A 13,800-nucleotide genomic window follows, 5' to 3' on the forward strand; every position below is an offset into this window, starting at 1 on the left:
GCCCGGGCGTCCTCAGAGCCGCTGCGCGAAGGCGATGCCCAGGGCGACGACCAACGTCACCACGACGAACACGATCAGCCGCTGCCGCATCAGCTTCGGATCGGGCCGGGACGGCCGCCGTCCCGCCCCGGTCGTCCGCGGCGCCTGCCGCCCACCGCCGGTACGCCCGGCCGTACGCCCCGCGGTGGAGCCCGGCTGGTTGCGCGGCGACGACGGACGCGACGGCGGCCCACCGTTCGGCGCCTGCGCCCGGGGCGTGGGCGTACCGCCACCCGTACGACGCTCCGTGCGCTGCTCGGCGTACTCGTCGGCGATCCGTCCCGTCGGCCGCTCGGCCCGGGCGCGCTGCGCGGGCGGCCTGCCGTCGCCGAGCCCCTGAGCCTCGCGGGCGGCGATCTCCTTCAGCCGCATCGACAGTTGGAGCGTGGTCGGCCTGTCCTCCGGGTCCTTGGCCAGGCAGGCCGAGACCAGCGGTGCGAGGGCGTCCGGCACTCCCTGGAGGTGGGCCTCCTCGTGCACGACCCGGTACAGCATGACCTCGGAACTGCCGTGCCCGAAGGGCGAGTCGGCGGTCGCCGCGTAGGCCAGGGTGGCACCGAGCGCGAACACGTCCGTGGCCGGGGTGACCGCTGCGCCGCGTACCTGTTCGGGAGCGAGGAAGCCGGGGGAGCCGACGGCCGTACCCACATGGGTGAGGGTGCTCGCACCGGTAGCCCAGGCGATGCCGAAGTCGATGATCCGGGGTCCCTTGGGGGACAGCAGGATGTTCGAGGGCTTGAGGTCCCGGTGGACCACCCCCGCCTCGTGCACGGCGACCAGGCCCTCGGACAGCGCCGCGCCGATCGCGGCGATCTGCGCCGCCGTCAGCGGGCCCTCCTCGGCGACCTTGTCGTGCAACGAGGGGCCGGGCACGTACTGCGTCGCGAACCAGGGGCGCTCCGCGTCCAGGTCGGCGGCCACCAGCCGCGCCGTGCACCCGCCGCGGATCCGCCGGGCGGCGGACACCTCGCGCGCGAAGCGCGACCGGAACTCCTGGTCCTCGGCGAGATCGGGCCGGATCACCTTGAGGGCGACGCGCTGCCCGCGCCGGTCGGACCCCAGGTAGACCACGCCCATGCCGCCCGCACCGAGCCGTCGGTGCAGTCTGAACGAGCCGACGACACGCGGGTCCTCGCGCCGGAGCCGCATCATCGCCATGTCCACCCCGCTGACCGGTCGTCCTGTTGACCTGGCACAGCTTACGGACCATCCGCCATGCGCGCTCAGAGGCCGCGCCCTCGCCGGAGGATTCGATCGTCAGTACGGGGCAGGCCACTTGGGGGTTGCGCCGCCCGATCGGGCACTCTTTGCCCCGAACCCGTGACATTCCCCAAGGGCCCCTCGCCCCAAGGTGGTTGGAAGTCCACCGGCCCGCCCGGACCGGTGGACGCGGCCCCCGGCGGGCCGAACGGCCGCAGGGGCGCGTCAACGTCCCGTACGAGGACACGCGTGCGCGGGGAGTGACGGAAGTGAGCGAAGTCACTACCCTCCGGTCATCCCCTCCGGGAAGACCCTCACAACGGGGGAGCGGTCTCCACCCAGGGGAGTAGTCGGGGGCGGGTACGTCATCCTCCTGGAGGCCCGCCAATGGGTACGAGGGCATGAGGCCGGCGGCCTTGCGCCCGCCTAGTGTTGAGAACAAGCGGCGGGTGACGCACTCGTCCCCCGAGGTCAAGCCCGCCGCTGCCAAACGACAGGGAGAGGACCATGGCGGACATCGCACGGCAGGGACGCAAGGCATTCGCGTTCAACGGCCATGAGTCCGGTACGCGTCACCCGCTGGTGGCCGCGGCCATGGTGCTCCCCCTGGCCGCCATCCTGCTCTTCCTCTTCGGAGGCTTCGACCAGGTGGTGGCGCAGGCGTCGTCCGTGGGCGTGATGCTGGGGCGCTGAGCGGCGCACCAGGTCCGGGAGAGCGGCCCGGACCGGGACATCGGCCTGTCGAACCCCGTGGGGACGGGGGCGCGACGGACGGCAGGTGAAGGGTGCTGCCCGTACGGCTGGGGAGCCGGACGGGCAGCACCCTTTTCAACTTTCAACGCCCACACCGGGCGGGGCGACCCCCGACCCGGTCACCGGGATCGCCCTGCCCGGAGCCGACACCTCGGGCCGCGGCCACGAGGAGGCGTCGGAACGCCCCCCCGCTCCGGTCAACTGCGGCTCGGAACCGAGCAGGTGGGGCTTTCAGGATCATCCCGAAGGACACCTGGAGCGCCCTCCTCGGCATCGGCCCCGGCGGCACGGCACGACCTCGTCCGCCATGCCGAGCGCGGTCGAGGGGCCGGGGGGCTCGGGCAGCTCCGACCGGTGGATCGTCGCGGGCGCGACCGCGTCACCGTGGAACGCCCCGCCCCCGGCACCGCCGCGAAGGCGCGGGCACGCCCCGAGCTCCCCACCCGCCCCCCGGCGGGCGTCGCGGCGACATCACGAGGGCTCCCCGCGCCACCTCCGTCCCCGGGGCGCGATCGGTCGTACCCTCCTGATGGGAGAAGGGGGCCGGATGATCCGGGACACCGCACCGGGCACGACCACACGCGCCGAAGCCACCACAGGCCGGCGCGCCGCAGACGCGAAAGCGTCCGCCGCGTCACCGATCACACCCTCCGCGCGGCGGTACCCGTCCGCCGCGTCACCGATCACACCCTCCGCGCGGCGGTACCCGCCCGTCGCGTCGCTCACGACGTCCGCCACACGCCCGTGCATGCCCGTCGCGTCACCGGTCACGCCCGCCGATGCCCCTGCCCACGGGTGGGCCGCCCGGTGAGCGCCGTGCTGCCCGCCGCGCTCGCCGCCTGGGGGTCGGGCGGCAGCGGCCGCCCGTACGCCCTCCTCGCGGACCGGCACGACGGCACCGTGGTGCGCTGCGGGGACGCCGTCGCCAAGGCGCACGCCCCCGACACCGATCCGGAGGCACTCGCCCTGCGGTTGCGGATCGCCGGAGCCGGCCCCCTGGCCGGGGTGCTGCTGCCCCCGCTGCGCACCGGGACCCTCCACGGCCGTCCCGTCTCCCTCTGGCCGTACGGGACCCCCGTGGACCCGGAGCGCCCCGAGGACGCCCCCTGGGAGGCCGCCGCCCGACTGCTGGCCGCCCTGCACCGCACCCCGCCGGACTCCCTGCCCGGCCCGGTTCCCCCGATGCGCGGCCCCGCCAAACTGGCCCGCGCCCTGAGCCGCCTCGCACAGGCCGTCCCGCACACCACGGCCGCCCGGGCCGCGGAGCCGCCTCCCGCGCCCCGGCACCCGGAGCCGTCCCCGACGGAGCAGGTCGCCCCCGCGTCCCGGCGTCTTCCCCCGCACCTCCCTGGCCCCGCCCCCGCCGCCCGTGCCGTGCGGGCGGCGGCCGCGACGCTGCCCGACTGGGTCCGGGGAGAGCGGCAGGCTCCGCCCGGCGGCGTGCTGTGCCACGGAGACCTCCACCTCGGGCAGCTCGTCCGGCACCCCGCCCCCGGTGGCCCCTGGCGGCTCATCGACGTGGACGACCTCGGACTCGGCACCCCCGCCTGGGACCTGGCCCGACCGGCGGCCTGGTTCGCGGCCGGGCTGCTCGCCCCGGAGGTGTGGCTGCGCTTCTTGGACACCTATCGGGCCGCGGGCGGCCCGGCGGCCGGCCCGCCCGGCAGCGACCCCTGGCCCGAACTCGACCTGGCGGCCAGGGCGCTGACCGTGCAGGGCGCGGCGCTGGCCCTGGCCAAGGCGGCGGCCGAACGGCGCCCCCTCGACGGGGCGGAACGCCTGATGGTGGATTCCTGTGCCCGAATCGCCACGTTCCCGCCGGAGTTGGAGCCGCAGGCCCCGTCGTAGGGTGAGGGCCGCGTCACCGGGCATGCATCCGGTGTCGAAGCAGACGGCGAGGAGTTGATCGGGTCATGCAGTGTCCGAAGTGTCACGCGATGATGCACACGTACAACCGCAACGGTGTCCAGATAGAGCAGTGCAGCGGCTGCCGCGGCATCTTCCTCGACTACGGCGAGCTGGAGGCGTTGACCCGGCTGGAGTCGCAGTACACGGCCCAGCAGTACCCCCAGGTTCCGCCGCCCGCCGCACCGCCGGCCCCGTACCCGGCCCCGCACGCCGCCCCGGCCCCCGCCTGGGGCGCCCCGCAGCACGGGGGACACGGCCACCACGGGCACCACGGCCACCACAAGGGCGGCTTCGGCCGGATGCTGTTCTCCTCCTGACCGGCCCCGCGCGACCGGCCCCGCGCGACCGGCCCCGCGCGACCGGCCCCGCGCGACCGGCCCCGCGCGACCGGGCCCGCGCGACCCGGACCGTACGGGCCGGTGCGATCCCGACCGCCGGCCCGTACGGGCAAAGCGGAAGCCCCGGCCGTCTTTCGACGGCCGGGGCTTCCGGGTGGTGCGCGATACTGGGATTGAACCAGTGACCTCTTCCGTGTCAGGGAAGCGCTCTCCCGCTGAGCTAATCGCGCGGGATGCACGGCTCGAAAGCCGCAGGTGGAACGGTACTACATCTGGTGCCGTGTACTGCGTGCGCGATACTGGGATTGAACCAGTGACCTCTTCCGTGTCAGGGAAGCGCTCTCCCGCTGAGCTAATCGCGCGGGGATCCTTGCGGATCAGTGGACGATACTGGGATTGAACCAGTGACCTCTTCCGTGTCAGGGAAGCGCTCTCCCGCTGAGCTAATCGTCCTTGGAGGTGGAGACGGGATTTGAACCCGTGTAGACGGCTTTGCAGGCCGTTGCCTCGCCTCTCGGCCACTCCACCATGGAGCTGCGGGGGTCATCGGGAAGAAATCCCCCACTTCGAGCGGACGACGAGACTCGAACTCGCGACATCCACCTTGGCAAGGTGGTGCTCTACCAACTGAGCTACGTCCGCAGGTCACCGTGTTCGCTCCGGGGTTTTCCCCCTTCGCTCCCTGGCGACGTGTTGAACTCTAGCGGATTCCAGGGCCAGCTCAAAAACGCGTTTCCGCAGCGTGCTGCCGCACGATCACCGCCGGTCACCCGACCGTCACCTCTCCGGCGCCATCACGTCACCGGTCATAGACTCGCAGCCGTGCACGACCTGCCTCACGACCTGCCTCCCCTGGCCCGCTTCGGCGGCCTCCTCGCGACCGACCTCCGAGACGTCACCAGTGACGCCTCCGCCCTGGACTCGACCGGGTTCTGGGCGGTGGCCGCCGACTTCGAGGGCCGGCTGGTCTGCGCGCGCTTCGGGGACGTGCGCCCCGATCCCGTGCCCCCGCCCGTGCCGGGCGCCTGGTCCGGGCCCGATCCGGACCAGTGGTCCTCCTCCCTGGACCGGGCCGCGTACGTCACCGGTGTCCGCAGGATCCGGGAGCACATCGCGGCGGGGGAGGTCTACCAGGCCAACCTCTGCCGGGTGATGTCCGCCCCGCTGCCCGACCCGGACTCCGCCGACGTGGACGCCCTGACGAGCCTGCTCGCGCGCGGCAACCCCGCGCCCTATGCAGGAACGATTCGGCTCCCCGCGCACGGCGTGGAGATCGCCACCGCCTCCCCGGAGCTCTTCCTGAGCCGCTCCGGACGGTACGTCGAGTCCGGCCCGATCAAGGGCACCGGCCGCACCGTGGGCGACCTCCTCCCCAAGGACCACGCCGAAAACGTGATGATCGTGGACCTCGTCCGCAACGACCTGGGCCGGGTCTGCGCCACCGGGTCCGTCACCGTCCCCGCGCTCTGCGCGGTGGAGGAGCACCCGGGCCTGGTCCACCTCGTCTCCACGGTCGGCGGCGAACTGGCCGACGGCGCCGGCTGGCCCGAGCTGCTGGCCGCGACCTTCCCGCCCGGCTCGGTCACGGGAGCCCCCAAGTCCTCCGCGCTGCGGATCATCGAAGCGCTGGAGACCGTCCCGCGGGGCCCGTACTGCGGTGGCATCGGCTGGGTCGACGCCGACCGGCGCACGGCGGGGCTCGCCGTCGGCATCCGGACGTTCTGGATCGACCGTGAGGCGCCCGGCGGGCCCCGCCTGTGCTTCGGCACCGGCGCCGGCATCACCTGGGGGTCCGACCCCGACCGCGAATGGGCCGAGACGGAGCTGAAGGCCGCCCGGTTGCTGGCTGTAGCGTCGGGCACACACGAGACGCACGACCTGAGTGGAGGGACCGTACGGTGAGGATCTGGCTCGACGGGGCACTGCGGGACGCCGAGGACGCGAAGGTGTCCGTACTGGACCACGGCATGACCGTGGGCGACGGCGTCTTCGAAACGCTCAAGGCGCAGCGCGGCCGCGTCTTCGCCCTCACCCGCCACCTCGACCGACTGACCCGCTCGGCCCGCGGCCTCGGCCTGCCCGACCCCGACCTCGACGAGGTGCGCCGGGCCTGCGCCGCCGTACTGGAGGCCAACCCGGTCGAGCTCGGCCGGCTGCGGATCACCTACACGGGCGGCCCCTCCCCGCTGGGCTCCGACCGCGGCGGGAGCGGACCCACCCTGGTCGTCGCCCTCGGCGCCACCACCCGACGCCCCGACACCACCGCGGTGATCACCGTCCCCTGGGTCCGCAACGAACGGTCCCCGCTGACCGGCTTGAAGACCACCTCGTACGCGGAGAACGTGGTCGCCCTGGCCCGCGCACACCGGGAGGAGGCGTCCGAAGCCCTCTTCGCCAACACCGTCGGGCAGCTCTGCGAGGGCACCGGCTCCAACGTGTTCGTCGTCCTGGACGGTGAACTGCACACCCCGCCCGTGGCCTCCGGCTGCCTCGCGGGAATCACCCGGGCTCTCGCCGTGGAGTGGACCGGCGCCAAGGAGACCGACCTCCCCTTCGCGGTGCTGGAGCGCGCCGACGAGGTCTTCCTCACCTCCACCCTGCGCGACGTCCAGGGCGTCCACCGCGTCGACGGCCGGAGCCTGGGTGCCCCCGGTCCGGTCACCGCGAAGGCCATGCGGGTCTTCGACGAGCGCGCGGGCTCGGACCTGGACCCGTAGTCACGGGGCCGCGGGGCGGGTACAAATCGACGATGACCACCACCCTGCGGCCGAGCGGGCCGCTTCAGCAGAGCGAGGGCGGCGCGCGTTCGCGCCCCTACGAGGTCCGGGTCAACAGCAGGCGCGTCGGGACGCTCCTGATCGCCGCCGACACGCCCTTCGGGCCGACGGTCGGTGAGATCCGTGAGCTGGCCGTCGACGAGCCGGACCGCCGACGGGGCAGGGCGACCGTCGCCGCGCTCGCCGCCGAGGAGGTCCTGCGGGGCTGGGGCTGTCGACGGGTGCGGATCGCCGTCCCGGCCGGGTCCGCGGGAGGGATCCGGCTCGCCGGGGCCCTCGGATACGTCGAGTACAGCCGCAACATGGCCAAGGAGCTCCCCGCCGAACCGCCCGCGCTCCCGGCCGGGGTGCTCGGCCGCCCCATGACGGAGGCCGAGTACGAGGTGTGGAACGCCCGGGCTCGGGAGTCGTACGCCGCGAACTGGGTGGAACGGGGCCTGTCCCCCGAGGCCGCGGCCGCCAAGTCGGCCGCCGACCACGACCGGCAACTGTCCCGGGGGCTGGACACCCCCGGGGTCGCCCTGCGCGTCCTGGAGGCCGGGGGAACGCCCGTCGGGCAGGTGTGGGTCGCCCCGCTCGACGGGAACGGGTACGTCTTCGACGTCGAGGTCGCCGAGGAACACCGGGGCCGCGGGCACGGGCGCGACCTGATGCTCCTGGCGGAGCGGACCGCCCTCGACGCGGGCCACCGGATCCTGGCGCTGCACGTCTTCAGCGCCAACACCCCGGCCGTGCGGCTGTACGCGTCGCTCGGCTACCGGACGACGTCCCTCAACCTCGCGAAGGAGCTGATCTAGGGGGTGTGGTGACAGTGGCGTCGGACGCGCGAAGGCTGCGGCCCGCGGGCCGGGCGGGACTTCCACCGCACCCCGCCGGTCCCCGCGGCCGGCCGGCGTCAGCCCGCGAGGAGCCGGTCGGCGATCTCCTCGATGCGGGCGCGCAGGCCCTCCTGGCTCTTGCCGCCGTCGAGACGGACGCCGTCGATCACGTAGGTCGGGGTGCCGGTCACGCCGATGGCCTTGCCCTCGGCCTGGTCGGCGTCGACGATCAGGATGTGTCGGCCGTCGATCAGCGCGGTGTCGAACTCCTCGACGTCCAGGCCGAGTTCACGCGCGACATCGAGGAGCAGCGCCTCGCCGCGGGAGCCCAGCTCGGCGGTCCGCGCCAGCACGGCCTCCGCGTACGGCCAACCCTGCCCCTGCTCCACGGCCTCCTCGGCGGCCTGTGCCGCGGCGAAGCCGTGCTTGTGCTTCTCCAGGGGGAAGTGGCGCAGCCGGATGTCCAGCCGGTCGCCGTAGCGGGCCCGCAGGGCGCGTACGTCGTCCAGGGCGCTGTGGCAGTCCGGGCACTGGAGTTCGCACCAGACGTCGAGGATCACGGAATCGGTCATGGGAACAGTCTCCCAGCCCCGTACCCGCGCACCGACCGGGACCTGGGGAGGAGGCGGTACCCGGAGATGTCCCGGAGATCGGGCCGCCCCGGGCCCGGGGCATGGCCGGGACGGCCCCGACCGGTGCAGGATGTATGGGACGGATCGCCCGCCCGCCCCACCACCGCCGGAGGACCGCATGATTGCCGAGACCATATGTTCCGCGGTGTCCGCGGCCGGCCTGGGCCTCGCCGCGGTGACCGCCTACCGCAAGCGGTTCCTGGCCGCCACGCGCATCGCGGCGTACTCGCTGGTGCCGGTCGGCCTGGTGCTGACGGGCGTCGTGGCGTGGGTGTCGGGCATGGTCTTCAAGCCGTCGGTGTGGGTCGGCTTCGGACTGTTGGGCCTGGCCTGGCTGCTCTTCGTGATCACGCGGACGGTCGAACGCCGCCGCGTCGCGAAGGGTCCGGCGGCGGGGCCCGCGAAGGTCGGCAGGGGAGACCGGGCCCGCGATGCCGTCGCCCCGACCGCGTCCGCGCCCTCGCTCGGCACGGGATCCCGGCCGGCGCCCACGGCCCGACAGGCTCCGGCGGCTCCGGCGGACGACTTCTCCGACATCGAGGCCATCCTCAAGAAGCACGGCATCTGACCGCGGCTCCGCAGGGTCCGGCCGACGCCCTACCGCATGCGGGGCCCCCGGCGGTGGGCAAGCCCCGGGGAACCACCTGAAGTGACGAGTGCGGGCGAACTACCGCGTCGGTACTGGCGTGTTGGGGGCGGATCGGCCGGGCGCTGCGCGATCATCGCCCCGACATGCTCGAAACATCGCCGGGCGATCCGCCGGCCCCCGCCCCCGTCGCCGAGGCCCCACTCGCCGAGGAAGGAAGAGGGTGCCTGTTCGCCCTCTCCCAACCCCCATTGATGATCTTCCTGGGGGTGATCGGGACCCTGCTGCTACTCGCCGCCGTGCACGACCTCTTCATGCTCTGACGCCGCCTCGGGATGGGCGTCCGCCTCCTTGCGCCGCGCCCGGTACGCGGCCACGTGGAGGCGGTTCCCGCAGGTCCGGCTGTCGCAGTAGCGCCGGGAGCGGTTTCGTGACAGGTCGACGAAGGCCCGCCGGCAGTCCGGCGCCTCGCAGCGCCGCAGCCGTTCCTGCTCGCCCGAGACCACGATGAAGGCCAGTGCCATCCCGCCGTCGGCCGCGAGGTGGTCGCCCACCGAGGCGCCCGGCGCGAAGTAGTGCACGTGCCAGTCGTAGCCGTCGTGGTCCGTCAGCTGGGGCGTGGTGCCGGCCGTGGCGACCAGCTCGTTGATCAGTACGGACGCCGCACGGGAGTTCGGGGCCGCGAAGACCTGGGCGAACTTGCCGCGCACCGTGCGCACCCCGGCGAGGTCGCGGGCGCTGAGCTCGCCGACGTCGCTGATCGCGTACTCCTGGACGAAGCCGCGCAGCGCGCCGATGTCGGCGAGCCCGTCGGGCTGGTCCGGTTCGGCCGCGGTGTTCACCAGCGCGACGACGACGTCGAGCGCGCGACGGGTGTCGTGGGGGATCTGCACGGGGTCGCTCCCTGAAGGCCGGGCCTGCGGCGACGGTCGGCTGCCGCCGCTGGTGGCCGACTCTAGCGCCTTCCCGCAAGGGGTTACCCGGAGGAGCGGGTGGCGCCGGAGCCCCGAGCGCCGCGGCGCCGCCCTCGCGGTTGGCTTCCGCGAGAACAGCGCCGGCGCGTGCGTATGTGGTTGTCCGACCCGCACCGTCGCCCCGAGTCGGACGGTGTCGAGCGGCGGTAGGCCTGGCTCAGCTTTCGGCCAGGATGTGGGAGAGCTCCTTGTCGAGGTCGAAGTGCCGGTGTTCGGTCCCGGGTGGAACCGCGGCGTCCGTCCGCTTGAGGAACGATTCGAGTGCTCGGGCGGGTGCTTCGAGCAGTGCTTCTCCCTCCGGAGAGCTCAGGGCGATGCAGACGACGCCCTGACCGTGGCTGCGGGACGGCCAGACGCGGACGTCGCCGGTACCGGTGGGCCGGTGCAGGCCCTCCGCGAGGAGGTCGCGGGCGAATACCCATTCGACCGTCTCCTCGGCGCCGGTGTGGAAGGTGGCGTGCACGGCGTAGGGGTCGGCCGTGTCATACCGCAGGCCCGCGGGAACAGGCAGTGAGGACTCGCTCGACACAACGAGGCGCAGGTGCAGCTCGCAGCTGACCGTGGTGTTCATAAGCGCCAGGGCCTTTCGCTCAGTGTGCGCTCGGGGATTCGCACGTCGGCGAAATCGACATGCCACCTACGGTGGCGTTGTAAACCCCTCTGACCGTTTTGCGGACCTCTGGGTCCCTCGGACGGCGGATCCAAAGGGGCGTTCACGTGTGCTTCGACCTCCGGTAGATTCGGCGGCATGAATACGGGGAGTGACCGCGAGACCAACGAGTCCACCACCGGTGGGGCGCCCGCCGAGGAGACGCCGCACGTGTCGAAGGCGCCCGCCTTCATCAAGGCGAACCGCAGCCTCCACCTGAGCTGGCAGGTCGGCGTCTTCATCGTCGGCCTGGCCGTCATCGGGGCCGGCATCGCCATGCTCGTCCTGCCCGGACCGGGCTGGGTGGCGATCTTCGCCGGCCTGGCGATCTGGGCCACCGAGTTCGCCTGGGCCCACCTCGTCCTGCGCTGGACCAAGCGCAAGGTCAGCGAGGCCGCGCAGAAGGCGCTCGACCCGAAGGTCCGGCGCCGCAACATCATTCTGACCAGCGCGGGCCTCGTCATCGCGGGCGCGCTGATCGGCTTCTACCTGTGGAAGTACGGGCTGGTCCTGCCCTGGGACATCAAGGACCAGTAGGCCGCCGGAGGTGGTCACGGAGCGCCGCTGACATGCGGTAATGTTTGCGGTGCGTCCGGGCGATTAGCTCAGTGGGAGAGCACTTCGTTCACACCGAAGGGGTCACTGGTTCGAACCCAGTATCGCCCACCCGGACCGAGGGCCCGGAGACTCCGTGAGAGTCTCCGGGCCCTCGGCGTTTCCGCCTCCCGCCCGCCTCAGCGGAGCCGTCCCAGCGCCTCCCGCAGCCGCCGGGCCTCGCGCAGCCGCTTCTCGTACGTCGCGCCCACCATCAGCAGCAGCAGGCCCGCCAGCGCCGGCGGCAGCCACCGCGGCAGGGCCCCCGCCACCTGCACCACGTACGGGGCCAGCTCGTGCAGGGCCACCACCGCCAGCGTGACGCCGCCCAGCAGCAGCGGGGCACCGAGCCGCCGGTGCGCGCCCGCCAGGGTCAGGGCCAGCGCCGCCGACCCCAGCAGCAGCGGGCGCAGCCAGTGCGCGTCCCCCCAGGCCGCGACCAGGCTCGGCAGCAGGGTCGCCCCGAGCCCCGGCCCGTACGCCGTCCAGGAGGAGACCGCCGGGTCCTTGCGGCGGGACAGGAAGCCCACCAGGAGGGCCGGCACCGACACCGGCAGCGCGTACGCCTCCGGCACCGTCACCCCCGACGCGGCGAGGCGGACCCAGGTCGCCGACACGAACAGTGCCGTGGCCGCCCAGCCGAGGCGCCGCCGGTCCGCCCGCAACGCCGCGCCGGCGCACAGCACCCCGCCCAGGGCGAGCGTCAGGGCCAGCACCGGCGGATCACCGGCCGCGAGCACCACCGCCACCGTGCCCGCCGCGGCCGCCGCGCACTCCGCCGGGATCCGCACCTGCCCCAGCCGCGGCGCCAGGGCCGCCACCACCGCGGGAGCCGCGAGGGCCGCCACCCCGAGCCAGGCCTGGGCGAGCCCGCCCACCGCCGCGACCGCCACGGAGACCGCAACCGCGTACCCGACGGCCGCCACCGCCCCACCGGCCCGCACGGCCGGCCGGGCGGGCCCGTACGCCGCTCCGAGCGCGGCACCGGCCCCCAGCAGCCCGAACACCGCGAACGTCGCCACACGGCCGTCCAGCGCCCCCAGGGACACGTTCAGCGCCCCCACCACGGCGCACACCGCGGCGGCCGGGACGACGGACCGTTCCGACGCCCGCACCGCGAGCGCGCCGGCCGCCGCCACCACCAGCGTCTGCGCCCCCAGGACCGCCGCCACGGGCAGCCCCAGCAGCACCGGAGCCGTGAACAACCCCGCCCAGCCGGCCACCACGGCCACCACCACGGGCTCCCGGCGCGGCAGCTCCCGGGACGCCCACCAGCCGACCCCCGCCACCAGCAGCAGCGCCACCGGTACCGCGCCGCCCGCCCCGGACCCGCCCCCGGACGGGCTGGTCGACGCCCAGACCTCGCCCAGCACGCCGACCCGGGCCGCGAGCACGAGGCCGACCGTCGGCACCGTGCTCAGCGCCGCGACCGCGGCCACCCCCGCGCCCGCCCACAGCAGGCCGCGCCGGACCTGCCCCGGCAGGGCGGACGCCCGTACGGCCGCCGCCAACGGCAGCGCCGCCACCAGGTGCACCACCACCGGCCACATGTCCCCCCGGGCCGCGTGCCCGGCCGGGACCAGCGCCCCGACCGCCATCACCGCGGCCAACCCGCCCACCAGCGCCGCCGGCCACGCCCGTGCCTCGCGCCAGGCGACCGCCACGCCCAGGCCGGCCCCCGCCATCAGCAGCAACGCCGGACCGACCGACCCCGGACCGGTCAGGGACAGCACCGCACCCGTCAGCAGCGCGACCGCGCCCGTCACCGAAGCCACCACCCAGGCGGTCACCCGCACCGACCGCCGCGTCACCACCACCGCGAGGGCGGCGTCCAATGCTGCCGTCACCAGCACCGACCAGCCGGTGCCCAACGGCCGCGCACCCGAGGCGGCCGCGGCCAGCGGCAGCGGCAGCTGAGCCACCAGCACCGCCGCGAGCAGCGGCAGCCGCAGCCGGGGGAGCGCCGACCCGTAGCCCGCCCAGAGCGCCGCGAGCACCGCCGAGGCCCCCGCCGCGTACGCGGTCCCCCCGACCCCCGACAGCCCGGTCGCGTGCAGCGCGTACGCGTCCAACACCGTCAGCAGCAGACCCACGGCCGCCACCGACTCCGCGGTGGAACGCAGCCCCCGCCGCAGCAGCGCCACGGGCGCGGCCAGCGCGGCCCCCGTCACCAGGGCCAGCACCACCGAACGCCCGGCGATGCCGAGCGAACCCCAGCTCACCAGGGTGAAGGCCAGCGCGGCCACCGCCAACAGCACCGCGCCCAACGTCAACAGCACGTTCTGCGCGCCGCGCGCCGGAGCCGCCCCGGGCACCGCCGGCATCGCGGGACCCGTCGGCCGCGCAGGACCTGCCGGGGTCGGCGCGCCCTGCGCGAGGAAGCCGATCAGCCAGTTCCGTCGGGACAGCAAGTAGTGCCGCCGGGCGTCCAGTTGGGTCAGCTCGCGGTCGATGAGCGCCAACTCCTCGGCCGGGGGCAGGGCCGGGGACGATCCTGGCGGGAAGGGGGTGTTCATACGCGGAGTGTGTCGC

Annotated in this window: 14 protein-coding genes and 6 tRNA genes; 10 read left to right on the forward strand and 10 right to left on the reverse strand. The window is 74.3% G+C overall.

Annotation, left to right across the window (positions count from 1 at the left end; translation table 11 throughout):
- Positions 1-12: 12 nt before the first annotated feature.
- The gene (locus tag ACZ58N_RS26590; protein ID WP_471164607.1) at positions 13-1,203 is read right to left on the reverse strand and encodes a serine/threonine-protein kinase; all 1,191 of its coding nucleotides are present in this window, start codon (positions 1,201-1,203) and stop codon (positions 13-15) included.
- Positions 1,204-1,746: 543 nt separating this feature from the next.
- Between ACZ58N_RS26590 and ACZ58N_RS26595 the strand changes: the two genes are divergently transcribed.
- The 3 genes from ACZ58N_RS26595 to ACZ58N_RS26605 all read left to right on the forward strand — a co-directional run bounded on the left by ACZ58N_RS26595 (position 1,747) and on the right by ACZ58N_RS26605 (position 4,217).
- Positions 1,747-1,932 (forward strand): hypothetical protein, encoded by a 186-nt coding sequence (locus ACZ58N_RS26595; RefSeq protein WP_389707103.1) that lies wholly within the window; start codon positions 1,747-1,749, stop codon positions 1,930-1,932.
- Between the two features lie 960 nt (positions 1,933-2,892).
- On the forward strand, positions 2,893-3,840 hold the full coding sequence (locus tag ACZ58N_RS26600) for a phosphotransferase (RefSeq protein ID WP_471164761.1): 948 nt from the start codon (positions 2,893-2,895) through the stop codon (positions 3,838-3,840).
- 65 nt (positions 3,841-3,905) lie between these two features.
- Positions 3,906-4,217 (forward strand): TFIIB-type zinc ribbon-containing protein, encoded by a 312-nt coding sequence (locus ACZ58N_RS26605; protein WP_471164610.1) that lies wholly within the window; start codon positions 3,906-3,908, stop codon positions 4,215-4,217.
- Between the two features lie 176 nt (positions 4,218-4,393).
- Here the strand turns inward: ACZ58N_RS26605 and ACZ58N_RS26610 are convergent.
- From ACZ58N_RS26610 to ACZ58N_RS26630, 5 genes are all read right to left on the reverse strand, one after another.
- A tRNA-Val gene (locus ACZ58N_RS26610) sits at positions 4,394-4,468 on the reverse strand.
- A gap of 60 nt (positions 4,469-4,528) precedes the next feature.
- Positions 4,529-4,600 (reverse strand) — tRNA-Val (locus tag ACZ58N_RS26615).
- Between the two features lie 19 nt (positions 4,601-4,619).
- A tRNA-Val gene (locus tag ACZ58N_RS26620) sits at positions 4,620-4,691 on the reverse strand.
- 1 nt (position 4,692) lies between these two features.
- Positions 4,693-4,766, reverse strand: a tRNA-Cys gene (locus ACZ58N_RS26625).
- Positions 4,767-4,807: 41 nt separating this feature from the next.
- Positions 4,808-4,880, reverse strand: a tRNA-Gly gene (locus tag ACZ58N_RS26630).
- Positions 4,881-5,060: 180 nt separating this feature from the next.
- Here ACZ58N_RS26630 and ACZ58N_RS26635 point away from each other — a divergent pair.
- The 3 genes from ACZ58N_RS26635 to ACZ58N_RS26645 are packed head-to-tail and all read left to right on the forward strand — an operon-like array spanning position 5,061 to position 7,812.
- A complete protein-coding gene (locus tag ACZ58N_RS26635) occupies positions 5,061-6,140 on the forward strand; it encodes a chorismate-binding protein (protein WP_471164613.1) in 1,080 nt (359 codons plus the stop codon).
- A complete protein-coding gene (locus ACZ58N_RS26640; RefSeq protein ID WP_471164615.1) occupies positions 6,137-6,955 on the forward strand; it encodes an aminotransferase class IV in 819 nt (272 codons plus the stop codon). The genes ACZ58N_RS26635 and ACZ58N_RS26640 overlap by 4 nt, the downstream gene beginning before the upstream one ends.
- Positions 6,956-6,987: 32 nt before the next feature.
- Positions 6,988-7,812, forward strand: a complete 825-nt coding sequence (locus ACZ58N_RS26645; protein ID WP_471164618.1) for a GNAT family N-acetyltransferase — start codon at positions 6,988-6,990, stop codon at positions 7,810-7,812.
- A 98-nt stretch (positions 7,813-7,910) separates the two neighbouring features.
- On the opposite strand, the gene ACZ58N_RS26650 is transcribed toward ACZ58N_RS26645, so the two are convergent.
- On the reverse strand, positions 7,911-8,405 hold the full coding sequence (locus ACZ58N_RS26650; protein WP_471164621.1) for a DsbA family protein: 495 nt from the start codon (positions 8,403-8,405) through the stop codon (positions 7,911-7,913).
- Positions 8,406-8,583: 178 nt separating this feature from the next.
- Here ACZ58N_RS26650 and ACZ58N_RS26655 point away from each other — a divergent pair, with 178 nt between their 5' ends.
- Positions 8,584-9,033, forward strand: a complete 450-nt coding sequence (locus ACZ58N_RS26655) for a hypothetical protein (RefSeq protein ID WP_471164624.1) — start codon at positions 8,584-8,586, stop codon at positions 9,031-9,033.
- 164 nt (positions 9,034-9,197) lie between these two features.
- A complete protein-coding gene (locus ACZ58N_RS26660; protein ID WP_281210944.1) occupies positions 9,198-9,374 on the forward strand; it encodes a hypothetical protein in 177 nt (58 codons plus the stop codon).
- Here the strand turns inward: ACZ58N_RS26660 and ACZ58N_RS26665 are convergent.
- Both ACZ58N_RS26665 and ACZ58N_RS26670 read right to left on the reverse strand, forming a co-directional pair.
- Positions 9,339-9,944 carry a CGNR zinc finger domain-containing protein gene (locus ACZ58N_RS26665; protein ID WP_471164627.1) on the reverse strand — a complete coding sequence of 202 codons (606 nt, stop codon included), beginning with the start codon at positions 9,942-9,944 and terminating at the stop codon, positions 9,339-9,341. The genes ACZ58N_RS26660 and ACZ58N_RS26665 overlap by 36 nt on opposite strands.
- Positions 9,945-10,182: 238 nt before the next feature.
- The gene (locus ACZ58N_RS26670) at positions 10,183-10,596 is read right to left on the reverse strand and encodes an SsgA family sporulation/cell division regulator (RefSeq protein ID WP_030011909.1); all 414 of its coding nucleotides are present in this window, start codon (positions 10,594-10,596) and stop codon (positions 10,183-10,185) included.
- 177 nt (positions 10,597-10,773) lie between these two features.
- On the opposite strand from ACZ58N_RS26670, the gene ACZ58N_RS26675 reads away from it, so the two are divergent.
- Together ACZ58N_RS26675 and ACZ58N_RS26680 are read left to right on the forward strand one after the other, a co-directional pair.
- On the forward strand, positions 10,774-11,211 hold the full coding sequence (locus ACZ58N_RS26675) for a TIGR02611 family protein (protein ID WP_471164629.1): 438 nt from the start codon (positions 10,774-10,776) through the stop codon (positions 11,209-11,211).
- A 57-nt stretch (positions 11,212-11,268) separates the two neighbouring features.
- Positions 11,269-11,340: transfer RNA gene (locus tag ACZ58N_RS26680), tRNA-Val, on the forward strand.
- A 68-nt stretch (positions 11,341-11,408) separates the two neighbouring features.
- On the opposite strand, the gene ACZ58N_RS26685 is transcribed toward ACZ58N_RS26680, so the two are convergent.
- Positions 11,409-13,784: an SCO7613 C-terminal domain-containing membrane protein gene (locus tag ACZ58N_RS26685; RefSeq protein ID WP_471164631.1), complete on the reverse strand. Its 2,376-nt coding sequence runs from the start codon at positions 13,782-13,784 to the stop codon at positions 11,409-11,411.
- Between the last annotated feature and the right edge of the window lie 16 nt (positions 13,785-13,800).

The sequence above is a fragment of the Streptomyces sp. NPDC040432 genome (genome assembly GCF_055595445.1).

What these genes read in the sequence shown, in the direction of transcription:
- ACZ58N_RS26595 (WP_389707103.1), top strand. Translation starts at nt 1,747, where the DNA reads ATGGCGGACATCGCACGGCAGGGACGCAAGGCATTCGCGTTCAACGGC.
- ACZ58N_RS26605 (WP_471164610.1), top strand. Translation starts at nt 3,906, where the DNA reads ATGCAGTGTCCGAAGTGTCACGCGATGATGCACACGTACAACCGCAAC.
- ACZ58N_RS26645 (WP_471164618.1), top strand. Translation starts at nt 6,988, where the DNA reads ATGACCACCACCCTGCGGCCGAGCGGGCCGCTTCAGCAGAGCGAGGGC.
- ACZ58N_RS26650 (WP_471164621.1), bottom strand. Translation starts at nt 8,405, where the DNA reads ATGACCGATTCCGTGATCCTCGACGTCTGGTGCGAACTCCAGTGCCCG.
- ACZ58N_RS26655 (WP_471164624.1), top strand. Translation starts at nt 8,584, where the DNA reads ATGATTGCCGAGACCATATGTTCCGCGGTGTCCGCGGCCGGCCTGGGC.
- ACZ58N_RS26660 (WP_281210944.1), top strand. Translation starts at nt 9,198, where the DNA reads ATGCTCGAAACATCGCCGGGCGATCCGCCGGCCCCCGCCCCCGTCGCC.
- ACZ58N_RS26670 (WP_030011909.1), bottom strand. Translation starts at nt 10,596, where the DNA reads ATGAACACCACGGTCAGCTGCGAGCTGCACCTGCGCCTCGTTGTGTCG.
- ACZ58N_RS26675 (WP_471164629.1), top strand. Translation starts at nt 10,774, where the DNA reads ATGAATACGGGGAGTGACCGCGAGACCAACGAGTCCACCACCGGTGGG.
- ACZ58N_RS26685 (WP_471164631.1), bottom strand. Translation starts at nt 13,784, where the DNA reads ATGAACACCCCCTTCCCGCCAGGATCGTCCCCGGCCCTGCCCCCGGCC.